The following is a 23,472-nucleotide window of genomic DNA, read 5'->3' as shown; positions in this document are numbered from 1 at the left end:
GGTACGCCACAAAAAGAAGCCTCTTATGAGTTCAATGAACCCATAAGAGGCTTCTAATCAATCCTATTTCAAAGATTTACAGCCTTATTACATCATGCCGCCCATTCCACCCATGCCGCCCATATCAGGCATACCTGGTTTTTCTGGTTCTGGCTTGTCAGCAATTACTGCTTCAGTAGTCAAGAACATAGCCGCTACGGATGCAGCGTTTTGAAGAGCATAACGAGTTACTTTCGCAGGGTCAACGATTCCAGCTTCGAACATGTTTACCCACTCATCAGTAGCAGCGTTGTAGCCGATCCCTACAGCTTCTTTTTTCAAGCGGTCCACGATAACGGAACCTTCTTGACCAGCATTAGCAGCGATTGTGCGAACTGGCTCTTCCAGAGCACGCAATACAATGTTAACGCCTGTTCTTTCGTCGCCAGTTGCCACAACAGCAGCAACAGCAGCATATACGTTCACAAGAGCAGTACCACCACCGGACACGATACCTTCTTCAACCGCAGCGCGAGTTGCGTTCAGGGCGTCTTCGATGCGAAGCTTACGCTCTTTCAATTCTGTTTCAGTTGCAGCGCCTACTTTGACAACGGCTACGCCGCCAGCTAATTTAGCCAAACGCTCTTGCAATTTTTCTTTGTCGAACTCGGAAGTTGTTTCTTCCAGTTGAGCACGAATTTGGCTTACGCGAGCATTGATGTCTGCTTTGTCGCCGCTTCCGTCTACGATTGTAGTATTTTCTTTGGTTACGCGTACTTGACGTGCGTTACCCAATTGCTCGATGGAAGTAGTCTTCAGATCAAGACCGAGCTTCTCAGTAATCACTTGGCCACCAGTCAGGGCAGCGATATCTTGCAGCATAGCTTCACGGCGGTCGCCAAAGCCAGGAGCTTTAACAGCAACAGCGTTGAATGTTCCACGCAGTTTGTTCACGATCAGCATAGCTTGAGCTTCGCCTTCGATATCTTCAGCGATAATAACAAGCGGTCTAGCTTGTTGAACGATTTTTTCTAGCAAAGGAAGAATTTCTTGAGTGCTGCTGATTTTTTTATCAGTGATCAAGATGTACGGGTTCTCCAGAACAGCTTCCATTTTATCCGTATCAGTAATCATGTACGGGGAAATGTAACCACGGTCGAACTGCATACCTTCTACGACTTCAAGCTCAGTAAGGAATCCACGGGATTCTTCAACAGTAATAACACCGTCTTTACCTACTTTTTCCATAGCTTCAGCAATCAATTGACCCACTTCTTCGTCAGCAGCAGAGATAGCAGCTACTTGAGCGATAGCTTGGGAATCTTCGATTGGTTTAGAAATTCTTTGCAATTCGATAACAGCAGCTTTAACTGCTTTGTCGATCCCTTTGCGGATAACCATTGGGTTAGCGCCTGCCGTTACGTTCTTCAGACCTTCACGGATCATAGCTTGAGCCAGAACCGTTGCAGTTGTAGTACCGTCACCGGCTACATCGTTAGTCTTAGTAGCAACTTCTTTAACCAGTTGAGCACCCATGTTCTCGAATGCATCTTCAAGTTCGATTTCTTTAGCGATAGTTACACCATCGTTAGTGATAAGCGGGCTACCGAATTTCTTTTCAAGTACCACGTTGCGACCTTTTGGTCCAAGTGTAACTTTTACCGCATTTGCCAAAGCATCTACACCGCGCAACATAGAGCGGCGTGCTTCTTCACTAAATTTAATTTCTTTAGCCATTGTGTAATTACCTCCTAGAATTTTTTGTATATCACGTTACTTTAAGTAGTTTAGATTTAGCTTATGATCGACTCTCGCTTAGTCAAGAATCGCGTGAATGTCGCTTTCTTTCATAATCAAATATTCTTTACCTTCGTATTTGATTTCTGTTCCTGCATATTTAGAGAAAAGAACACGGTCGCCTTCTTTAACTTCCAGCGCTACACGTACTCCATCTTTTAAAGCTCCGCTACCTACTGCAATAATAGTTCCTTCTTGTGGCTTTTCTTTCGAGGAGTCCGGAAGCACAATCCCGAATGAAGTGGTTTCCTCCTGCTCGCTCGGTAGCACCAATACGCGTTCACCTAAAGGTTTGATCATGAAAAAATAGCCTCCTTTTAAATTATGTTATTTTGCTTCAAAACATAGTTTAGAACTTACCTGTCTTACTTCAAAATCTCTGGTGTTTATGAAAAATATCAATTGGACGCTACGAATATCTGGTCCATCTCATATTTTCCATAAGCATTAGCACTCGACAGCTTGTAGTGCTAACAACAATTTTTATGATACTCAACTTGAGCCCGGATTTCAAGTCCTTTTACACAAATTCGCATTTGTTTTCGTAAAAAATAACGTTTCACTGGTTGTCCTAGGCACACACTCTATACATTCTATCCACAGGGTGTGAAAATATGCGTATGATTTCCAGTAGTCTCAACTGTACCACCTACGCCCGAACATTTCAAAAAGACGGGGGTTTAAAACAAAAGAGCTGTCTCTTTCGTAGAAAAATCTACTTAGTGACAGCTCTTTCATTATCATTCCTCACTCTTGGTGTACTGAGCTTCCCTTGCCGCATCCGCAGCGAGCTGTTTACGATAGACGAAGGCGGACAGGAATACGCTGAACTCATATAACACTAGCAGTGGAATCGTCACCAGAAAATCTGAGATAAAATCCGGAGGAGTGATGACTACAGCAATAAAGACAAGCGTGAAATAAGCGTATCGACGCATTTTACGCAAGCGTATCGGGTTAAGAACCCTCAGTTTGGTCAGAAACATCACCAGCAGCGGAAGCTCAAACAACAGCGCTAAAGGTAGCACCAGACTGAACATAAAGTTGAAATATTGCGCAATTCCGTAGGTCTCTTCCAGCCCCATACTCCGGGTGATAGAGATCGTGAACGAAAGCGCCATTGGAAATACAACATAATAAGCAAACGAAAGACCGATTAGAAAAAGAACAAAAACATAGGGTACATAACGAAGTGTTGCACTACGCTCTTCCGGCCGTAAGCCCGGACTAATAAACGCCCACAGCTGGTAAGCAATAAAAGGAATTGAAATGACTAATGAAACCGCCATTGCGATCTTCATATACATTCCGATACCATCCCAGAATGAGAAAGCATGCAGAACAAAACCTTGCGCTAGATCTGTACTAATTAAATAATCGTAGATTGGCTTGGCACAGAACAGCCCCCCTACCAATCCCAAAACAAATACAATCAGCACATAAATAATCCGTTTACGCAGCTCGGTGAGATGATCCACCACCGACATTTCTTCCGATTCGAGAGACATCCTGACACCATCCCATGACAAGAATAGAAACGCCACACCGACTTTATGTATAGCTGTGCCCGTTTCTGCAGAAAGCAGCAACCAAATTGAAAAAGGGGCATCTCCTAAGTCTATTAGACTTGAGAGATTGCCCCATTGTTAAACCTTTTATTATTCCGGCAGGCGTTTGTCCTGAGGAATATCTGCAGCGACCGTCTGCGGGGCCGTCGGCACAGGAGCTTCGCTCTTCTTCACCGGATCACTATCACCAATGATTTCACGTGCGCCTTCCTTAAATTCACGAAAGGTTCGCCCAACTGCGCGGCCTAACTCTGGCAGTTTATTCGGGCCAAAGAGGAGCAGTGCCAGTATAACCAACAAGATAATACCCGGAGTACCAATTCCACTAAACATTATTATTCCTCCTTGTCCGTCTATCCGATCATGGTATCGTTTACGATAATCTAATAATACCATAACTTATGTCACAGTTACATCCACTATCTTCTATAAATAGTTTATCCTTGTGACGTGACAAGAATATGACAATGTTATTGACGGTATTGGCCAGTTACCATGAGTAACGCTTCAGGCAGTTGATCCATAATGGCTGCTAAATTCTCATGAACACCCTTCGGTGTGCCCGGTAAGTTGACAATCAACGTGCGTCCACGAATGCCGCATATCCCGCGGAAAAGCATCACCGCACGGTTTTTTTGCATCACCGTACTTCGCATCGCTTCTGAAAGTCCAGGCACTTCCCGTTCGATTACACGCCGGGTTGCCTCTGGAGTCACATCGCGTATCGCTAAATCCGTACCTCCGGTAGTCAATACCAGATCTGCTTGAAAATAATCTGTGAGTTCTATCAAAGCTGCGATAATCTCATCTTGTTCATCAGGCACGATCCGATATTCAACGATCTCGCCTCCAAGTTCCTCTTCCACCAGCTCCCGAATAACCTGGGCGCTCGTGTCTTCCCGTTCGCCCCTGGCCCCTTTATCGCTGGCCGTTAGGATTGCTGTTTTCCACGCCATAGGTTTGTCCTCCCTCTCTATGTATAATCGGCTGTACAGTGCAGCCCAATTGCTTCAGCGCACCGAACGTCAGGTCTGATCATGATTCAAGCGCGTAATCTCCATTCTTACCCCCACTTTTAGACAATAAGAGCGTTGGCCCGATAATCATGTCCTTCTGAAGAGCCTTGCACATGTCGTACACCGTTAGTGCTGAAGCAGAAACAGCTGTCAATGCTTCCATTTCAACTCCGGTCTTTCCGGTAGTATGGACTGTTGCTTCTATATAAAGTTCATCTTCGCTGTTATCGGAGAAGCGGATGTCAATACCGGTAAGCGGGAGCGGATGGCACATCGGAATCCAGTCAGACGTCTTCTTGGCCGCCATAATTCCAGCGATCTGCGCAACGGCAAGTACGTCTCCTTTACTGATCTTGCCTTCCTTGATGGCACTAAGCGTCTCAGTCGCCATCTTGATCTTACTCCGCGCGACAGCTGTCCGCTTCGTAATCTCCTTTTCGCTCACATCCACCATACGAGCTCTTCCCTGCTCGTTAAAATGGGTCAATTCCACGGCTCACTCTCCTTTTCGGCAGTTCACTATGCCATTTTCAGTAATCAGCATGTCCATAAAGGCATCATGCTCATCCATGGGCACTTTCGGAACAAGTTGCATACCAAAGGCCAGCCCGATCCAGACAGGGGGCTTCGCAGCGGCATACTCTTCCGTCTCCCATGACGCACGCAATCGATCATAGTATCCTCGGCCGTAACCAAGCCTGCCTCCCTGAAGATCAAAAGCCAGCCCCGGAACAAACACAACATCCGGTAGTGTAACAACTTCAATCTCTTGTGAATCTTTGCCGGATACAATAGGTTCATGGATACCATACGCCCCCGGCTCAAGCTCACTCCACGCGTTCACCATATGGACACTCATTGCACCACTTGCCAGAATGACACGCGGCAGCAGTACCCTACGCTGGTCCTTCCACGCCTGTGTAAGAAGCACGTTGGTATCGAGTTCAGAACGAAAAGATACATAGGCCATCAATGAGGCTATGTCTTTCGTCTTCAGCCACTCTGATGCATGCTTGCAGACCAGAAAAGACAATTCCCTTCTCTGGTCCGAGGAGAGCTCGTTTCGGGCGATGGTCTTCTCAGTTCTTAGTTGTTGCTTTGCTTTGGAGATCACCGACTCCTTGCTTGTCATCGCCCGGCAACCCCCTGTATTTATCCCAAGCTTATCCTTGTTTGTAAATCCAGTTTACCACTCTTCTCCCTGGTTCGCCAAGGTGGATAGACTGTGTTTCTGGGCCGGGTCGTTATTCTCTGCTTCCGATATATCGAGCTCTCGCTTGGGAAACGCTTTTCATGTAAACTATAGAATAAGTTATTCATAAGGCTGAGGTGTAAATGCCAAGGCGAAATATGCAAGGGTGGAGGTTTCATCGTTATGCTTCTTCAAGCGACAGGAATTACAAAATCATATGGTATACAGAACGTACTAGATGGCATAAGCCTTCAGGTAAATGAAAAGGAACGTGTCGGACTCGTGGGCGTTAATGGTGCCGGCAAATCAACTTTTCTGCAAATTCTGGCTGGTGAAATGTCCTATGACAGCGGTCAAATTCATAAATCAAAAGAAACTACTATCGGGTATTTAGCCCAAAATAGCGGACTTCAATCTGACAAAACCATTCATGAAGAAATGATGGCCGTTTTCGCACCGCTGATCGAAGCCGAGGCTGAGCTAAGAGAGATGGAGGTAAGCATTGCCGATCCTAAGCTGGCAGAGGACCCAAAACGGTACGAAGAACTGCTCGAAAGATATGCCCGCCGTTCAGATTGGTTCAAGGATCACGGCGGTTATGAAATGAATACACGAATCCGTAGTATCCTGCACGGCATGGGCTTCGGTGAGTTCCCACCGGATACACCTATCTCCACACTTAGTGGTGGCCAGAAGACTAGACTCGCATTAGCCCGTATTTTGCTTCAGGCTCCCGATCTTCTAATGCTGGATGAGCCGACGAACCATCTGGATATCGAAACATTAACATGGCTTGAGGATTATCTTCGCAGTTATGCTGGCGGAATTCTGGTTGTCTCTCATGACCGTTATTTCCTTGATCGGCTTGTAACTACTATTGTAGAGATCGAACGTCATCAATCTCGGCGTTATACAGGCAATTACAGCCGATATGTAGATTTGAAGGCTGCCGAATATGAAGCACGGATGAAGCAGTATGAGAAACAGCAAGATGAAATCTCAAGAATGGAAGATTTCGTTCAGAAAAATATTGTGCGAGCATCTACCACGAAACGTGCGCAGAGCAGACGCAAAGCGCTTGAGAAGATGGACCGTATGGATCGGCCGATGGGCGATCTGAAGAAAGCCAGCTTCTCCTTCGAGCCGGACTTCATGTCTGGTAAAGAAGTGCTGCAAGTCCGTAATGTTGCGGTTACCTTTAAGGATGGTCCACCTTTGTTCAAAGACGCTACTTTCGAACTGCGCCGGGGAGAAACTGCTGCACTCATCGGTCCCAATGGTATTGGCAAATCTACACTGCTGCAGTGTATGACCGGAACCCGTGAGCCTTCAACTGGAACTGTGAATTGGGGGACTAAAGTAAAGGTCGCTTATTATGACCAGGAACAGACCCGCCTCAATCCAAAGAACACAGTAATGGAAGAGCTATGGAGTGAATATCCAATGATTGAGGAAGCCAGAATCCGTACGATCCTTGGCAACTTCCTCTTCAGCGGTGAAGATGTTCTTAAGAAGATATCTGCGCTGAGCGGCGGCGAAAAAGCACGCGTTGCATTATCAAAGCTCATGTTGCGCGGCGCTAATATGCTCATCCTAGATGAGCCAACCAACCATTTGGATTTGGTCAGTCGTGAGGTTCTAGAATCAGCTTTAATTGATTTCGAGGGCACATTGCTCTTCATTTCTCATGACCGTTATTTCCTCAATAAAATGGCTGAACGGGTGCTTGAGCTTCATCCCGAGGGGATCGATCAATACCTTGGCAACTACGATGACTATATTGAGAAAAAACGAGAATTAGAAGAGATTGCGAAAGATGCCGCCGAATTAGCCGCCAAAAATGTCAACAAGGATGCTCCAGTTCCTGAAAAAAACGCTGTTTCCTCCTTCGAAGCGGACAAGCAAACCAAGCGTGAAGAGCGTAACCGGAAGCGGCGAATTGCTGAGCTAGAGGAAGGCATTGCTGAGCTAGAAGAGACGATCGCTTTTATAGAGAATGAAATGACTAAACCTGAAGTTTACCAGGATTATTTAGCACTTCAAGGTCATGAAGAGGATCTAAAGAACAAAAAAACTCAGCTTACAGATTTATTTAACGAATGGGAAATTCTTGCTGACGAATAATGTAAAAGCCACTTCATAAATTTTTTTCATATTTCTTATTTTGTTCATAAACAGTTATCCACAGCTCTATACACAGGTTTCGTGTATAACTCCCTGCTAAAAAAGCCCCTTAGGGGCTTTTTTTATGCGTTAAATCGGTATTTTCGAATTACAGGAATTATTATCCACCGAATTATCCACATTATCCACAATTCCCACAATGTTTCATTGCTAACAAAAATGGTTATACGGGCATTTTAAAAAGAGCTGACATTGCTGATTTTACGCACTTTTTACACAATTCGTAGAGAATATGTGGATAACGTTGTCCACAACTTGACAAAAGACATAACCCCACCTAAAACCTGTCATCAAAAGCTAAAAAAGAACCCGCTATCTCTTAATCAGACAGCGGGTACGACACATATTAAACGATCTGTGTAGAGAGCAGCGCAGCGTTACAGGCTGCAATATAAGCAATCCCTGCTGCCATGATAATATCCTGATGAGTAGCTGTGCCTCTAAATTTAAGACCTTCCCACTCTACCATCACAGCCGCCTCCGCTTGGGCATTCTCCCCACTTCCGAGGGAATGCAGCTCAAGTCCAGAGAATTCTATGTCCTCTGAAATTCCTTGCCCAATAGCAGCAATGATAGCCTCAAGCGGACCATCCCCAATACTAGTATGGGAGGATTCCTGTCCAGACTTCAAATGGCGAACCGTAACCGCGGCAACCCGGCGCTGGGCACTACCTGCCAATACTTGAACCTCACCCAGTTCATAGACCTGAGCTTGCTGTCCGGTAGTACTACTCACCATTTGCAGCAATTGATCATCACTGACAACCTTTTGTCGGTCAGCGGTCTCTTTAAACGATTCATAAAGTGCATCCAGCTCCGCAGGCTCCAGCGTAATACCATACTTCGCCGCACGGTCCTTCAGCGCATGTCTGCCAGAATGCTTGCCCAGAATGATCATGCTACGCGGGATACCCAGCCGCTCCGGGTCCATAATCTCATAGGTGCTACGATCCTTCAGCAAACCATCCTGATGAATCCCTGACTCATGCTGGAAGGCATTTCTTCCGACGACTGGTTTGTTATAGGCGATTGGAAAATGCATCGCTCCGCTGATCAGCCGCGAAGTATCATACAGCTTATCAAGCACAATTCCTGTTTCTGCTCCAATTGCATCCCCGCGGGTTTCGAGCGCCATCACAAGCTCTTCCAGCGCGCAGTTCCCGGTACGCTCGCCGACTCCGTTGACAGTGACTTCGATCTGCGTCGCACCTCCATCAATGGCTGCCAGACTGTTGGCTACAGCCAGCCCCAAATCATTATGACAGTGGGCACTGTAGCTTACCGTTTCTCCACCTCTTGCTCCCAGCCGCACACGTCGGAACATTTCCCCATATTCATGTGGCAATGCGTATCCGACCGTATCGGGCAGATTGATAATAGAAGCACCTTCCTCAATAACAGCTTCAATCATTTCAATCAGATCATCGATTCCTGTTCGCGCAGCATCCATCGCCGTGAATTCAACGACATCAGAGAATTGACGCGCATAAGCCGTCATCTCGCGGGCTTTGGCTACGACTTCGGCTCTGCTCATACGCAATTGATGCTGCAAATGAATATCAGAAGAGGAGATGAACAGGTGAATCCGCCGGCGTTCAGCATCTTGGGTTGCCCGGACTGCCGCGTCAATATCCCCTTTAACCGCCCGTGCAAAACCGCAAATTTCCACATTTCGCACCTTACGGGAAATCGTCTGTACTGCTGCAAAATCACCAGGGCTCGATATCGGAAATCCAGGCTCCATCACATCAACACCCAGATCCGCAAGCTTATAGGCCAGCAGTATTTTTTGCTCTGGGGTTAGACTTGCACCCGGAGCCTGTTCACCATCTCGCAGAGTCGTATCGAAAATTTGTATACGTTTCTTTACTGGAATAATCATCTGAATTCCTCCTGTTTTCCTCTTATTGGATATCTTACCTTTAGCTTATGCTTCAGCGCAGAGTCACACGTCGACTTGTGATCCTGCTAAATTCCCCACCCACTGCTGCCGGCAGCTGATACGAATGAATCCTCTGCACAATTGGCGAAGTGCAGAGCGTTCACTCTTGGCGTCTTATGTAGCGATGAGTCCGTAACCCGAATCACTTCAATAAGAACGCAAAAACCCGCCGTCTCTAATAAAGAGACGGCGGGTCACCCCTCCGCGGTACCACTCTTTTTGACGCATAGGCTATTCATAGAATCAAGCCGTTAAGCTGCGTCCAGCTCTTCTTCCCGGTCCATCCTGATCGTGTCAGGAAGGACTGGGAAGGTCCGATAACGGGGACAACCGTAGGCAGCGTACTATTCTTTCCGCCGCTCCGCTCCCGGGCGAGATTCAAGACATCCGGTGACTGCGTCGCACCACCCCACAGCTCTCTGTTCACCGTCATTCCCTACTACTCCCGTTCTTAGCGTGTATTATATACATTACTCACTACTCAAAATCCATACAAAAAAGCCTGCCATCTCATTCAAGAGACGACAGGCTGTTAACCTTCGCGGTACCACTCTTGTTGATGCTCTGTACCGGTTAAATTACTACCGATTCCAATTGAACATCCACTCAACGGCCCAGTATGTTAGTACTCGACCACCCTATCACGGAGGTTACCCGTAGACGGTGTACGAACGTTCCGGCGACAATTGCCGGTAATGCTTCCACCGTTCCGCTCCCAGACGAGTTCAGGTCCCCTTCGACTGCGTCGCACCTACCCGCAGCTCTCTTATTATCCCAGAGTATCCTTACTACTTCCGCTCATCGCGTTTCCCTATATAATTGAACTGATTATACTCGTTAGCTCCAAATGATGTCAATAGGCGGATACAGACCATTGTTCCAGTGAGAATCCAGGGTCTGCAACCATATCCAGCGGAGTACCGCCATCATGCTGCCACTTCACATAAGCAGCAGCTCCAATCATAGCTGCATTATCCGTGCAGTATACCGGAGGTGGAATAATAAGCTCAATGCCCTCTGCTTCACAGCGTGAGATCAATGCTGCGCGCAATCCAGCATTAGCAGCAACCCCTCCACACAACAATAACTGCTTGGAGTTAGTAGCTTTAACAGCGCGTACGGCTTTTTCCACCAGCACCTCGACCACAGATTCTTGGAACCCGCGGGCAATGCCTGCCACATCTGGTGTAAGACCTTTCATCTTACTTTGATTCACAACATTCAGCACAGCCGACTTTAGGCCACTGAAGCTGAAATCATAAGAACCCGGCTCCAGCCATACGCGTGGCAACGGCACAACCTCAGTCGCCTCGCGTGCTAGACGATCCACGTGGGGTCCGCCGGGATAAGGGAATCCTAGTGCCCGTGCCACTTTATCATAAGCTTCGCCTACTGCATCATCACGGGTGCGTCCAATAATTCGAAACTCACCCTCCCGCTCCATATGAACCAGTTCAGTATGTCCGCCGGACACCACTAGTGTCATGCATGGATACTGCAACTCTGCCACTAAACGGTTAGCATAAATATGTCCTGCAATATGATGTGTGCCAATTAGCGGCTTCCCCCATGCGAGGGCAAGGCTCTTGGCAGCCACTACCCCGACAAGTAAAGCCCCCACCAAACCTGGGCCTTGTGTAACCGCCACCGCCGATAACTGAGCTGGTGTAACCCCTGCTGTAGCGAGTGCTTCTTCTATCACCAGTGTAATTACTTCCACATGCTTACGGGAAGCTACTTCTGGTACTACGCCGCCGAAGGCGCGATGCGTCTCAATCTGACTCGAGATGATGTTGGATAACACTTCAGAGCCATCTTTGACTACAGCGACCGACGTTTCATCACAACTCGTCTCAATAGCAAGTATTAGTACAGGCTGAGCTGCGCCCGTTTCTGTCTTCATTTCAAGTCCACGCTTCCTTCCATATTGCCATGCTCCTCGTACTCTGGCAGATCCGCCCACATAATGAGCGCATCCTCGCGATTATCGGAATAATATCCTTTGCGTGTGCCAGCAGAACGAAAGCCTTTTTTACGATATAAATTCTGTGCTACCTCGTTCGATACCCGTACCTCAAGTGTAATAGACTTCATACCTACATAAGACGCCGTCTTCATCAGCTCTTCCAGCAGGCGCTCGCCCCATTTACGTCCACGATAGGCTTCAAGCAAGGCTATATTCGTCACATGCGCCTCATCCACGATGGCCCACATACCAGCATAACCGATTATATGACCTGCCAGCTCCATAACCATATATTTTGCAAAATGATTATGCGTTAGCTCGTTGCGAAAAGCTTCCTCTGTCCAAGGCATCGTGAAGGCTTCCCGTTCAATGATAAGAATGTCAGGAATATCCGTAAGCTTCATCAAACGAAAAACAAGTTCAGCCTCTTGAGCTATCATTGATTCCGCTTCCGTCATAGTTTCTTTAAGCCCCCTTCTCTGCTTAACCGCAGATTGGCCTCCGCTTCTGAGATCTGAGTATAGTTAGGGATCAAGCTATGGATATCATCTTTTCCTACCTGAAGCCGCGCTTCCCCAAGAAATCCTGTCCAGCGGCCTTCCATTTCATAAGGAACCGCAATAGAAATGCCAAGATCCTTCAATGGACGAAGCGATTCCGCACTGCCATGAACTTCAGTCTCCCCAACAAACCAAAGAACAGCAGGCTTGTTTCCCTCGACTGACGCCTGTCCTAAACGTTCAGCTAAGTACTCCACCCAATCTGCCATCAGACGGATGGCATCAGGCTCAAGACGGCTAGGAGCATGATTTCCCTCAGCTGCGAATAATCCTGTATACACCTGTCCTCGGCGCGCATCCATTAGTGGAATGATCCAATCAGGCCCGTAGCTGTTATTCTCGGTAGTTTGTTCCGGCGCTTTGGTCATCACGTTATTCTTGAGGGCTGTTTGATATCCGCCCCATGCTACTGCATGTAGACTCGAAATACCGACAACGGGGACATCCCATGCCCATGCCAGCGTTTTGGCAGCGGTAACTGCGATACGCGTCCCTGTATACGATCCAGGACCCACACCAACAGAAATCCCGCCCAGCATTGCAGCAGTAGTTCCTGTTGCTTGCAGCGCCTGCTCAATGATCGGCAGTAAATGCACCGAATGATTCCGTTCTCCGGAAGCATTTATTTCATGCAGTAGTTCCCCATTCTCTGTAACTGCCACGCCTAATACTGCAGTTGATGTATCCAGCGCTAAAAGCCGCTTGCGCGGCTCTGTATTCTGATTCGTCATATTCCTTAACCCCACTTCTGGATCAGCTGCCGGCAAAGCTCACCATACGGCTCCCCGATTCCGGTCACCGTAATCATTCTTTCATCTGGCCCCACTGTTTCCATGTATATATGCATATGCCGCGGCGGCATTAAATCCGTAATAATACTGCTCCATTCCACCAAGCAGACCCCTTGCCCGTAGAAATACTCATCAAGTCCAAGCTCGTCCGCTTCCTGAAGCGAAATCCGATATACATCCATATGATATAGGGGCAGACGGCCCTCATACTCTTTAATAATTGTAAAAGTAGGACTGTTTACAATCCCCTTTACGCCGAGATGCCGAGCATACCCTTGTGAGAATGCTGTTTTTCCTGCGCCCAGATCGCCATCCAAACCGATAATCATCCCTGGCGTTGAAGCAGTAGCTAGAGCAGCTGCAAGCAACTCCGTATCCTGGAGGCTGTAAGAACGGTAAGTGAACACCGTTTCGTCTGTATTGTCCAACTACAACTACCACCTTTTAAAATGTACCTGCCAAAAACCATTACTATTAATTATATCGGTATGCTCCATCCACCGCAACAACTGTCCCCATTCAATCTTCCATGCCAGTATGCCAACAATAGAAAAAGAGACCTCTACGCAAAGATAAGCATAAAGAATCTCTTTTATAAACGTGTGATTTAGATTATCTCAGCTTTTCGAACAAACCCTGTTATTGTTCTTGCTCCTCTAACCGTTCAACACCTACCGTATGCGTATTCGTTGGTCGAGAGCCCACTTGAACCGTAGCCATTCCGTTCTGTGCATCCACATGCTCAATCCATACAGGTTCTCCATCCAAATGTACACTTACCGTCTCTTTAGAAGCATAAATATCCTGTGCCCGTTTGACGTCCACCACTGTTCTCCTCCTTTATTTTTCCTATAGTTTACGATTCTAAGGGTGATGTATCTTCGAGGGTTCGTTCTGCATCCAGCTTCTCCGAATCAGATACCTGACTAGCCTCCGGGGGAGCAATAATACTATCCCAATCCACAACTGCCGCTGGAATATCCTGCTCACTTAATGCATCGGTCCACTCGTTATCCCTGGGTTCCATTCCTTGTATTCTCCTCCTCAGCTTTATAGGCCTGGTTTTATATTTTCCCATGCTTCTCAAAAAATGCACCCGGCTAGAAAAGCCTTTCCTGCCTCATACTAACCCAAAGCAGACCAACTTAGATCAGGAGGGGTTTCTCATGCATACCGTTTGGAAAGGAGCCATCAGCTTCGGGCTAGTGCATGTTCCGGTTAAAATGTTCTCCGCTACGGAAGATAAGGACATTTCCCTGCGTTATATTCATAAGGAATGCGGCAGCCCTCTGTCGTATGTACGTAAATGTCCAGTATGTGACAAAGAGGTGGCTTGGGAAGAAATCGGCAAGGGGTATGAATATGAAAAAGGGAAATTTGTTCTATTCGACAAAGAGGAACTGGATCAATTGACCGACGAAAGCAGCAAAAGCATTACCATACTCGACTTTGTCGATCTGACGGAGATCGATCCGATTTATTTTCAAAAAACCTATTATTTATCCCCGGATCAGGCAGGGACAAATGCATACCGGCTTCTTATGGAGGCCATGCGTCAAACTGGTAAAATTGGCATCGCCAAAATTTCGATTCGTTCCAAAAGCAGTCTCGCTGCTATTCGTGTGCTGGAGGATTGCCTCGCCATCGAGACTATTTTTTATCCTGATGAAGTGCGACCAGTCTCACAAGTGCCTGGCCTGCCCGAAGCAGGGACGGTGAATGATAAAGAGCTGGATATGGCGAAGCTGCTGATTTCACAGCTGTCCACGCCTTTTGATCCGGCCAAATATACCGATGATTATCGCCAGCGTATGCTTGATCTAATCTCACATAAAATTGCAGGCGAAGAATTTCATATTGCTCCCGCTAAACAGGAAAGTAATGTAATTGATCTTATGGCAGCATTGCAGGCCAGTATTCAGGCGGTACAGCATGTTCCTACGGATCCAGGTCCTTCAATAGCAGGTACCAAGAAGACAAAAACAAAAGCCACTCCGGCTGCCAAAAGAAAAACTTCCAAGACCAAAGCAGCAGCTGAACCTGCCGAACTGCAGAATGAAGCTTCTGGGCCGATTCCAGTCATCGCACCCAAACCGAAGCGTCGTAGCCCCAAAAGTAAAACAACCGTATCTTAGGAGGCTCTGCTGATGAAGCTTCAGCCTATTATTCCTTTTGAACCCATACTGGCTGGGCAGCTTCCAGCAGGCAACCAGTGGATTGCACAGATTAAATGGGATGGCGTTCGCATGTTGTCCTATTACGACGGAAGCACTACTCAGCTTATTAACAGACGCGGCAATTACCGTACAACGCAATACCCTGAGCTTACGGATGTATCTGCTTACTGCAAAGCGGACTCCGTTATTCTTGATGGTGAGATTATTGCACTCAAGGATGGAAAACCTTCATTCCACGAGGTCATGCGGAGGGACAGCTTAAAGAATGGCTCCACCATTTCTGTCGTTAGGTATCAGGTTCCTGTCATTTATATGATTTTTGATATTCTGTTGTACAATGGCCAATCGACGATGGATCAACCTTTATGCTCGCGGCAGCAGCTACTAAGCGATATTCTGCTGCCCCATCCTCATGTACAAGTCGTACCGAATTATAGCGATCCTGGAGAACTGTTTGCCGCCGCTCAGAACCAAAGCCTAGAGGGAATCGTCTGCAAGGATATCAACAGCACTTATGCTCCGGGTGGAAAAGATAAACGCTGGCAGAAACGTAAAATCATTTCTGACATTGTGGCTGTAGCCGGAGGTGTAACGTTCCGAGACGGCATCGTTAATGCATTGCTTCTCGGGCTGTATGACAATGATGGTAACCTACACTATATCGGGCATGCCGGACCCGGCAAATTGACTGTACAGGATAAACGCGACTTAACTGCGGAGGTACATCAATTAAAAATAGATCAAATGCCCTTTGCAGAGGTTCCGCAACGAGGTAAGAATGCATATTGGATCAAACCAAAGCTTGTCTTCAAGGTTCATTTTCTGGAATGGAATACCTCAGGCACTTTGCGTCAGCCCGTTACTCAAGCTAAGGTTGATCTTCCTCCGGAGTCTTGCACTATGGAGCAAAAAGGATGAGTTCTTCCCCAAAGAAACGTCCTCCCGACTGTACGGGAGGACGTTGTTTATTGTGCTATAAGACTTGTTACAATAGCCTCCAGCTCCGCTTTTGTCTGCGCAGTATTTTTTGTACTCGTAAGCTTATAATCAGTACCTCCATCCACACTAGACCATACCAGCTGAACTTTAAGATCTCCATGATGAGGTCCAAACACAGTGTATACTGACTCAACTCCATTGATGGTCGAGTTCTCATCTTGGTCACCAGGCAGCTGCGCCAAAGTAACCCCTTCCGGAAGCGTATATGCAGGAGCAGATTTTAAAATCACTCTCTCCCCATTTCGCAAATAGGTGATAGAAGTTTCTGTTTCGCTCCACTTCAAGCTTTGGGAAATCACTTTTTTACCAGCAGCTTGTGCTTTGGCTTTTATCTGATCTCTGAGGGCTTTATACTCTGTGCTGAAAAACATCGGAAGTACTGGATTTAAAACAACATCCTGCAGCTTATAATCCTCCGGGAGTGAAGCAGGTATCAAGAGTGACTTTCCGCTTAATGAAGATAACTTCTGCGCTGCTTCATTTGTGGAACTGAATCTGTAAGGCATATAGCTTATACTCAAGGTTTCATCTGGATTAGATTTCTTGTCATTGACATAAAGGATCTTAATTTCGCCCGCTTTTAAGGGAACCGCATTTTCTTTAGCAATCAACGCTTCAATCGTTGGCGATACCGGCGTATTCTGTTCAACGGGTACGGTGGCTTTGCTTTTATTCTTGCTTCCTGCAGGCACTGCGCCTGCTGTTCCACTCACCGCACTCATCAACACTATTAAGCTTAAAGCCGTAATAGCTGCACTTTTTTTAATAATCAATATGATATCCTCCTTTAACCATCTGGTTATTTGATCATGCTTTTAGCTACAGCCAGCATTTCATTTGTCGTCAGTTTACTGGCCCGATTGTCTGAAAGGGTATATTGTACTGTTCCTGAGTTATCCAACCATACCAGTTTAGTATTGAAGCTTGCATCTTTAGCGGAATCGGTTGTAAGCACTACTTTCCTTCCGTTGACCGTCAGCTCTTTCTTAGTTTCTGTAGCTCGTACAAAAGGTACCGCTCCTTCGGGGAGTTTGGCGGGCGGCGCCCCGGTTACAATGCTAAAATTGGCTTTTCCTTTAGCATACAGCTGCATGGACAATTTAGTCTGGCTCCAGCTAACAACTTTACTGAACAACTGTTTATGGGGCTCACCTGCCGCTGCTGCTGCCTTTAGTTCTTGCTCTAACTGTAAATACAGATCTGAATCATTAGCTACGACCGGTGGGTAAATGATAGCTGTAGCCAGCGCGAAGCCTTTAGGAAGATTGCCAGGCTGCGGAGTAGACGGCCCCTTTAGCGCTTTAAATTTAGCTGCAAAAGATTTATAGTCTTTAAAAACAAATCCTTTGCCAGAGAAGCTGATCGTATCCTGAGGATTGGAAACTTTATCACGTACGTAATAAGCCATTAACGTTCCTTCCTTCAACCCTGCTTCGAGTGCATCCAGTTGCTTCTGAATCTTCTGATCGATTGGTGCTGAAGCCTGCTGCCCGGATGCCGACGCGGTCGAAAGGAATAAGCCAGATACCTCCCCACCCAAGACCACTCCTATTCCCAGCAAGGTTACTGCAGAAATCACCATCAGTATTTTTTTGAATTGATTATTAAGCTTCAAGTTCTAATCACCTCCTTCTAACAGAGTAGATGTAATTTCGCCCTGTTTTTCAACTACACTTCTATAACACTTCAGCATGGGAGAAAGGGACTTTTTCTCATAAAAAAATCCTTTCGTCAAAAGACGAAAGGATCATAAAGTACAATTAGAGCAGCAGTAGCTAGCGAATAAAACTATTGGCAATCACTTGCCATTGTTCACGGGTCAAGCTGTTGTTCAGTTCATCATTTAAACTACGGATCATCTGGCTGGCTTCATCATACCAATACATAAGATTCCGGGAAGACCAAGTCTGCTCCTCCTTCTCTGTACTCGCTGCGATAAAAACCGCCTCTTTACCGGTTCCTGTGATAGACCATTTTTCAGCAGTCTGACCTTCCAAGATAGACACTTGTGTTGGATAACCCCTAAAGGCGCTCTGCATTAAGGATAATGTAATTCTTTGACCCCCCTTGTGATAGGTAACCTCAGCACTCTCTATGGCATTCACAGTTATCTTCTCCATAAACAGCTTTTGGCCTGTTTCATCGGCCTTAGCTTTCTTTTGAAATTGTTCAAACATTTCTTTATGCTCCGTGTTTATCGACCCGTAAGGAGAAGCGGCTTTAAAAGTTGCTTGCTCAAATTCATAACCATTAGTGAGCTTGGAAGGCAGCTCTGGCCAGAAATCGCCAGTCCCTTTTAATTCATTTGCGAAATCTTGATACTTCGTATACACAGGAGATTTGAAGGCGTACTGCAATTGATTCCCATAACCTAAACCTTTGACCAACTTAGTAAATTCAGGATCATTCACATAATAAGCAGCCATTTCTCCAACGTTCAAGTAAGCAAGCACCTGCTCTTTATAAGTCTCTAATAAGCTTAGATACTTCTCTATCGCAGTAGAGGTTGTGGGAACAGGGGTATTATTGTGAACCGTCTGAACAATAGCTTTACCTCCACTGCTTACTAATGTAATAGCGCCATCCGAAGGCTGTGTGATATCAATTGTAGACTGGCTCCCATGTTCCGCTAAATCCCCAAGTCCAGACAGCTGAAGAGCACCAAATCCGATCATTCCCAGCAATGCAGCTGCGGATACCCCTGAGAGAAGTCTTTTTCTAAACCTAGATGGATGCGGGAGTATCTTCTCTTGCTTTTGCATAACGGGATTTCCCGGCTTTGAGAATGAATCCAGCTCGTCACGGAAGTGGGTCATTTCTCCATCTATTATTTTCTGTTGATCATGAATCGCCCTTACCCGCTTCATAACAGCTGCTTTTACATCTAGATCGTCACAGTCACCCCATGCGTCCATTTTTTTTATCATTTTCTCTTCAACAAAGCTTCGTTGCCGTTGCCCCACCATTCCGTCCCCCCTTTCTGAGCATTCATCATTTTGCCAAGCTTCATAATCGTACGCCTGTATCTCTTCTTCACGGCATCCGTATTTTTATCGAGGATCTCCGCAATCTCCGGAAAGCTCTGTTCCTCAAAGATTCGAAGTACTAACAGATTTCGCTCATCCATTTTCAGCTTTGAGAGGGCAATCGTGAGCTGTTCGTTAAATATGTAACGGTCCATCAACTGTTCCGGACTTTCTGCAGGAGGCTCGGGTTGAAAAAGCGCCATAATCTTTAAATGTCTTTGGCGTTTGCGGATTAGACTAAGGCAATGATGATAGGCAATTTTATATAACCATGATGAAAAGCTCGCGATAGGGCGGTACGTGCCTATATGCTGATAGGCCTTTACCAGAATATCTTGTACCGCATCCTCTGCTTCCGTGCGGCTTCCAAGCAGCCGGCAGCAATAGCGGTAAATCGGCTTTTGATAAGCCTCGACGATAAGGGCATAGGACTCTACCTCGCCTGCCTGTACCCGAACGACGGTGTACTCGATTCCGTCCAATATCAGCAAACTCCCCTTTCACGTAATCGTATATCCTTATAACTCCTATGATCATCCAAAAGGGACGCTTTGGAAATATTTTTTTCATGAAAAGAAACAGACTGGCACATAATACCCTCATTCCTATAATGGAAAGGAGGTTTCAGATGCCCGCGGCGATCAAAGGTACAATTACCGTAGACGGAGAAGAAATCATTATCACGAACCCAGAGAAGCTGCTCTGGCCAGAATGTGGCATTACGAAGCGGATTTATCTGCAAAAGCTTGCTGCACTTTCTCCCTATCTGCTGCGCTATTGCCGAGATCGGCTGCTGACCGTCATTCGTTATCCGCACGGTGTCTCTGGAATGTCCTTTTATCAGAAAAATGCACCTGATCCTCTTCCTGCCTTTGTCCAGACCGCTGTACATGAGAATATAAATTATATTAAGCTACAAGGTTTACCTGAGCTGATTTGGCTGGGTAATCTGGCTGCTTTGGAATTCCATCCTTCTTTGCATTATGTCGGCAGCGCTCTACCTTGTGAATGGATGATTGATCTAGACCCGTCACGTGAGGTTGAGCCTCGTATCATGGAAGCCACTGCAATCGTTGGGACGGTCTTAACCTCCCTCGGTTTATCTTCTGTACCCAAAACCTCTGGCGCTACCGGGGTGCAGATCATTGTTCCTATCGAAACTGGTGTTACTTTTGATGAATTGCGAAAAATCGGACATTTCGTCGGTCGTTATGTCACTGAAAAGCACTCCGATTTATTCACCTTGGAGCGTCTGAAGAAGAATCGGGGAGATAAAATCTATTTTGACTACCTCCAGCATTACAGTGGCAAAACATTAGCTGCACCTTACACACCACGCGCCAGACCGCTTGCTACAGTATCCACACCCTTGCTATGGAAAGAGGTTCAGCAAAACGTATCTCCTACTGATTTTCATCTGCTCAATATTGAGGAACGCCTGCAACGGATGGGAGATCTATTGGAAAAGGTGCCTCCGCAACCCGTCAAACAGCTCATTGCTAAGCTTCCGTAGGGATGGAATGACACGAATAATGAGCCAAAAAACAACAATAAGCCCGCAGCATCATTTCATGCTCCGGGCTTATCAGGCGTCCCACTCAAGGACAGAAGGTATATTGTATAAGAATACGGCATATCGAGTCTTGTTCACCGTATTTATTGCTCCATTATTCGTAAAAATACCTTCTTTCAGTTAATAATACTAAAGTGCCAAGCTAATGAATGGCTTTCTTCTTGAAACGGCCACCTTTAACATCATGAATGTTACCTATTGCGATGAATGCACCAGTATCCCAATCCTCAACAATGGATTTAAGCTTGGCTTCTTCCAAACGGGTGATAACCACGAAGATTACTTTCTTATTCTCCCCGGAAAATCCGCCTTCTCCATCTAAATAAGTAACACCACGTCCAAGACGTTCCGTCAAGGCTTCACCGATATCACGGAATTTATCACTGATAATCCATACCGATTTCGATTGATCCAGACCCTCAAGTGTAATGTCAATTACCTTGAAAGCAATGTAATAAGCAATTAGTGAGAACATCGCATTATTCCAACCGAACACAAATCCAGCTCCGGACAAGATGAACAGGTTGAAGAACATAACAACTTCACCTACAGAGAAGGGAAGCTTCTTGGCCACTAGAATCGCAACAATTTCTGTACCATCTAGAGATCCGCCAAAACGTACTACTAACCCAACACCTACACCAAGAATGATCCCCCCAAAAACGGCTGCAAGCATAGGCTCAACCGTAAAGGCATTCACATGATGCAACATTGAAGTACCAATAGACATAAGCACAATTGCATATAAGGTAGATAAGGCAAAGGTCTTACCGATTTGCTTATAACCAATTAACAAGAACGGAAGGTTTAACAGCGTCAATAAAATCCCCAGAGGAATGTCGAATAGATGTGATAAAATAATAGAGATACCGGTAATCCCACCATCAATCATTTGATTCGGTACGAGGAATATCTCAAGTGCAACAGCCATCATTGCTGCCCCAATGGATAACATGATCATACGCTGCGCGAACTTAGCCATTTTATGTGTTCCGGTCTTCTGCAGCTTGTTCTTTTCCTCTTTGGCAATCATTTGTGGACTCACATTCATAGAACTCCCCCTACAATTTAACAGTATAGTGTTGAAACATTCGGAAGTATAATTATAATCTATACTTTCTTACATTTCTTCTTATACAATTATTATATCACAAAATAAGCCCTAATAATGAATGGAACAGGTTATATCCTTCGAAAAATTCAGATTTAGTCCTCTTTCCGCTCATAATAGCGGAGATAACAACTGACACAGCCCTTCACCGAGTTTGACAATTCGCCCTCTCTCCTTAAACTTTACAGGATCAATAAATTCACTGTGCTTCTGATCCTTCTCAAACCCTTTGACTATCGGAGAGATAGCATCAGGATGTAGCAGCACAGCTGTCATTTCAAAGTTAGAATAAAAGCTGCGCATATCCAGATTTGCACTTCCCACTGTAGCGAGCAGATCATCGATAATCATGATTTTGGCATGCATAAATCCTTTGGTATAGCTGTAGAATTTAACTCCTGCGTCTTGTAAATTTTCTAAATAAGACAAAGAAGCATGATAAACAAGCATATTATCAGGCTTCGCCGGAATGATAATTCTTACGTCCACTCCACGAAGTACTGCACTTTTCAATGCCCGGCATACGGCAGGATCAGGAATAAAATACGGTGAAGTAATCCAAATCCGCTGTTTAGCTGCGCATAAGGCGGCAAAATACATCTCCTGAGAAGCGTCTATTGCAGCATCCGGGCCACTCCCAACAATCTGCACGGCTTCTTGCGCCTCACAAGTATGTTTTGGGAATAGACGCGGATGACTCATACTTTCGCCAGAGGCCAGTGTCCAATCCTTTAAGAACACATACTGAATGTAATATACCGAGTCTCCTTCCAGACGCAGATGGGTATCACGCCAATATCCCATTTTGGGATCCTTCCCCAAATAATCATCCCCTATATTCATTCCACCCGTGAAGCCAACGAGCCCATCCACCACCAGGATCTTCCGATGATTTCGGAAATTAAAACGACGATCCAACAGTGAACTAATCGGAGGTAAAAAAAAGTGGAACTCTACTCCCGCATTACTCAATGTACGAATGAATCTCCGGCTTAATTGATGGCTGCCCAAACCATCACAAAGCAAGCGTACCTTAACGCCCTGTCGCGCCTTCCGAATCATAACATCTTGAAATTGCTCACCAATCTCATCATCACGATAAATATAGAATTCCATGTGTATATGTTCTTTCGCCTCTTCCATAGCTTCCAGCATAGCATCATACGCTTCTCTAGCAGTGGATAATACCCTGCTCTTGTTGTGACCAGTAATCGGTCCTTCTGCGATTTTCGAGAGTAAATCCAGTAGACCTTTATTATTCTCAAACTGAGCGTTTCCACTCTCAGTAACATCCTTTACTACCTTAATACTGCCAGAGACATGTGAACGAATTTCACGAAATAGTGAAGTACATCTTTTGTTTAATTTTCGATTCTGTCTATAATCACGGCCCAGAAAATAATAGAATGCCAGACCCAGCGGCGGACAACAGAATGAAATGAACAACCACGCCATAGCCCTTTGCGGGCGACGGAACTCCAAAAATACAATAACTGCGAGCTGTACAATAAAAAGACTTAGAATTATCGCAAAGGTCTTCAATTCCCTACCCCCTCCATTAATAAAACAGTTGCAATAGACTCGCTGTGAC

At 45.9% G+C, this 23,472-nt stretch carries 24 protein-coding genes and 1 other annotated feature; of the genes, 4 read left to right on the top strand and 20 right to left on the bottom strand.

Going from position 1 to position 23,472, the window contains the following annotated elements; all coding sequences use genetic code 11:
• Positions 1 to 87 precede the first annotated feature (87 nt).
• The 7 genes from groL to M2444_RS19255 form a co-directional block, all read right to left on the bottom strand.
• Entirely contained in the window at positions 88 to 1,716 is a 1,629-nt protein-coding gene (gene groL / locus M2444_RS19285; RefSeq protein ID WP_094871457.1) for a chaperonin GroEL, read from the bottom strand.
• A gap of 78 nt (positions 1,717 to 1,794) precedes the next feature.
• Positions 1,795 to 2,076, bottom strand: coding sequence for a co-chaperone GroES (gene groES / locus M2444_RS19280; protein ID WP_036676506.1), 282 nt, complete (start codon positions 2,074 to 2,076; stop codon positions 1,795 to 1,797).
• 440 nt (positions 2,077 to 2,516) lie between these two features.
• Positions 2,517 to 3,284, bottom strand: a complete 768-nt coding sequence (gene tatC, locus M2444_RS19275; RefSeq protein ID WP_094871468.1) for a twin-arginine translocase subunit TatC — start codon at positions 3,282 to 3,284, stop codon at positions 2,517 to 2,519.
• A gap of 150 nt (positions 3,285 to 3,434) precedes the next feature.
• Positions 3,435 to 3,677: a twin-arginine translocase TatA/TatE family subunit gene (locus M2444_RS19270; RefSeq protein ID WP_094871456.1), complete on the bottom strand. Its 243-nt coding sequence runs from the start codon at positions 3,675 to 3,677 to the stop codon at positions 3,435 to 3,437.
• Between the two features lie 137 nt (positions 3,678 to 3,814).
• The gene (locus tag M2444_RS19265; RefSeq protein WP_020429419.1) at positions 3,815 to 4,300 is read right to left on the bottom strand and encodes a MogA/MoaB family molybdenum cofactor biosynthesis protein; all 486 of its coding nucleotides are present in this window, start codon (positions 4,298 to 4,300) and stop codon (positions 3,815 to 3,817) included.
• A gap of 79 nt (positions 4,301 to 4,379) precedes the next feature.
• Positions 4,380 to 4,853 carry a cyclic pyranopterin monophosphate synthase MoaC gene (gene moaC, locus M2444_RS19260; RefSeq protein ID WP_094871454.1) on the bottom strand — a complete coding sequence of 158 codons (474 nt, stop codon included), beginning with the start codon at positions 4,851 to 4,853 and terminating at the stop codon, positions 4,380 to 4,382.
• A gap of 3 nt (positions 4,854 to 4,856) precedes the next feature.
• The gene (locus M2444_RS19255; protein ID WP_094871453.1) at positions 4,857 to 5,492 is read right to left on the bottom strand and encodes a 5-formyltetrahydrofolate cyclo-ligase; all 636 of its coding nucleotides are present in this window, start codon (positions 5,490 to 5,492) and stop codon (positions 4,857 to 4,859) included.
• Positions 5,493 to 5,735: 243 nt separating this feature from the next.
• Here M2444_RS19255 and M2444_RS19250 point away from each other — a divergent pair, with 243 nt between their 5' ends.
• A complete protein-coding gene (locus tag M2444_RS19250; protein WP_280787779.1) occupies positions 5,736 to 7,676 on the top strand; it encodes an ABC-F family ATP-binding cassette domain-containing protein in 1,941 nt (646 codons plus the stop codon).
• A 406-nt stretch (positions 7,677 to 8,082) separates the two neighbouring features.
• Here the strand turns inward: M2444_RS19250 and M2444_RS19245 are convergent, their stop codons facing one another.
• From M2444_RS19245 to M2444_RS19215, 7 genes are all read right to left on the bottom strand, one after another.
• Positions 8,083 to 9,618, bottom strand: coding sequence for a 2-isopropylmalate synthase (locus M2444_RS19245; RefSeq protein WP_094878597.1), 1,536 nt, complete (start codon positions 9,616 to 9,618; stop codon positions 8,083 to 8,085).
• A 239-nt stretch (positions 9,619 to 9,857) separates the two neighbouring features.
• Positions 9,858 to 10,140 (bottom strand) — a binding site (T-box leader).
• Between the two features lie 391 nt (positions 10,141 to 10,531).
• A complete protein-coding gene (tsaD, locus tag M2444_RS19240) occupies positions 10,532 to 11,581 on the bottom strand; it encodes a tRNA (adenosine(37)-N6)-threonylcarbamoyltransferase complex transferase subunit TsaD (protein ID WP_094871449.1) in 1,050 nt (349 codons plus the stop codon).
• A complete protein-coding gene (gene rimI, locus M2444_RS19235) occupies positions 11,578 to 12,102 on the bottom strand; it encodes a ribosomal protein S18-alanine N-acetyltransferase (protein ID WP_042185263.1) in 525 nt (174 codons plus the stop codon). The genes tsaD and rimI overlap by 4 nt, the downstream gene beginning before the upstream one ends.
• Positions 12,099 to 12,935, bottom strand: coding sequence for a tRNA (adenosine(37)-N6)-threonylcarbamoyltransferase complex dimerization subunit type 1 TsaB (gene tsaB, locus M2444_RS19230; protein ID WP_094871447.1), 837 nt, complete (start codon positions 12,933 to 12,935; stop codon positions 12,099 to 12,101). The genes rimI and tsaB overlap by 4 nt, the downstream gene beginning before the upstream one ends.
• Before the next feature lie 5 nt (positions 12,936 to 12,940).
• A complete protein-coding gene (gene tsaE, locus M2444_RS19225; RefSeq protein WP_042185258.1) occupies positions 12,941 to 13,423 on the bottom strand; it encodes a tRNA (adenosine(37)-N6)-threonylcarbamoyltransferase complex ATPase subunit type 1 TsaE in 483 nt (160 codons plus the stop codon).
• A 211-nt stretch (positions 13,424 to 13,634) separates the two neighbouring features.
• Positions 13,635 to 13,820, bottom strand: a complete 186-nt coding sequence (locus M2444_RS19220; protein WP_280787778.1) for an H-type small acid-soluble spore protein — start codon at positions 13,818 to 13,820, stop codon at positions 13,635 to 13,637.
• A gap of 31 nt (positions 13,821 to 13,851) precedes the next feature.
• Entirely contained in the window at positions 13,852 to 14,022 is a 171-nt protein-coding gene (locus tag M2444_RS19215; protein WP_280787777.1) for a hypothetical protein, read from the bottom strand.
• 139 nt (positions 14,023 to 14,161) lie between these two features.
• On the opposite strand from M2444_RS19215, the gene ku reads away from it, so the two are divergent.
• A complete protein-coding gene (gene ku, locus M2444_RS19210) occupies positions 14,162 to 15,130 on the top strand; it encodes a non-homologous end joining protein Ku (RefSeq protein ID WP_280787776.1) in 969 nt (322 codons plus the stop codon).
• Positions 15,131 to 15,142: 12 nt separating this feature from the next.
• Positions 15,143 to 16,090, top strand: coding sequence for an ATP-dependent DNA ligase (locus tag M2444_RS19205; protein WP_280787775.1), 948 nt, complete (start codon positions 15,143 to 15,145; stop codon positions 16,088 to 16,090).
• 47 nt (positions 16,091 to 16,137) lie between these two features.
• Here the strand turns inward: M2444_RS19205 and M2444_RS19200 are convergent, their stop codons facing one another.
• The 4 genes from M2444_RS19200 to M2444_RS19185 form a co-directional block, all read right to left on the bottom strand.
• On the bottom strand, positions 16,138 to 16,944 hold the full coding sequence (locus M2444_RS19200) for a hypothetical protein (protein ID WP_280787774.1): 807 nt from the start codon (positions 16,942 to 16,944) through the stop codon (positions 16,138 to 16,140).
• A 26-nt stretch (positions 16,945 to 16,970) separates the two neighbouring features.
• A complete protein-coding gene (locus tag M2444_RS19195) occupies positions 16,971 to 17,786 on the bottom strand; it encodes a hypothetical protein (RefSeq protein WP_280787773.1) in 816 nt (271 codons plus the stop codon).
• Between the two features lie 160 nt (positions 17,787 to 17,946).
• The gene (locus tag M2444_RS19190; RefSeq protein ID WP_280787772.1) at positions 17,947 to 19,137 is read right to left on the bottom strand and encodes a hypothetical protein; all 1,191 of its coding nucleotides are present in this window, start codon (positions 19,135 to 19,137) and stop codon (positions 17,947 to 17,949) included.
• Positions 19,095 to 19,679, bottom strand: coding sequence for an RNA polymerase sigma factor (locus M2444_RS19185; protein WP_094877699.1), 585 nt, complete (start codon positions 19,677 to 19,679; stop codon positions 19,095 to 19,097). Before M2444_RS19185 ends, M2444_RS19190 begins: the two co-directional genes overlap by 43 nt.
• A gap of 146 nt (positions 19,680 to 19,825) precedes the next feature.
• Here M2444_RS19185 and M2444_RS19180 point away from each other — a divergent pair, with 146 nt between their 5' ends.
• On the top strand, positions 19,826 to 20,710 hold the full coding sequence (locus M2444_RS19180; RefSeq protein ID WP_094877698.1) for a DNA polymerase domain-containing protein: 885 nt from the start codon (positions 19,826 to 19,828) through the stop codon (positions 20,708 to 20,710).
• 202 nt (positions 20,711 to 20,912) lie between these two features.
• Here the strand turns inward: M2444_RS19180 and M2444_RS19175 are convergent, their stop codons facing one another.
• Together M2444_RS19175 and cls are read right to left on the bottom strand one after the other, a co-directional pair.
• Positions 20,913 to 21,752 carry a YitT family protein gene (locus tag M2444_RS19175; RefSeq protein WP_231573468.1) on the bottom strand — a complete coding sequence of 280 codons (840 nt, stop codon included), beginning with the start codon at positions 21,750 to 21,752 and terminating at the stop codon, positions 20,913 to 20,915.
• A 240-nt stretch (positions 21,753 to 21,992) separates the two neighbouring features.
• A complete protein-coding gene (gene cls / locus M2444_RS19170) occupies positions 21,993 to 23,423 on the bottom strand; it encodes a cardiolipin synthase (protein WP_094877696.1) in 1,431 nt (476 codons plus the stop codon).
• Between the last annotated feature and the right edge of the window lie 49 nt (positions 23,424 to 23,472).

It is taken from the genome of Paenibacillus sp. PastF-3, from assembly GCF_029893135.1.
GTDB classification, from domain to species: Bacteria; Bacillota; Bacilli; order Paenibacillales; family Paenibacillaceae; genus Paenibacillus_AQ; species Paenibacillus_AQ nitricinens.
Note: the sequence above shows the minus strand (reverse complement) of the source record. Positions and strands in the feature narration are given on the sequence as shown.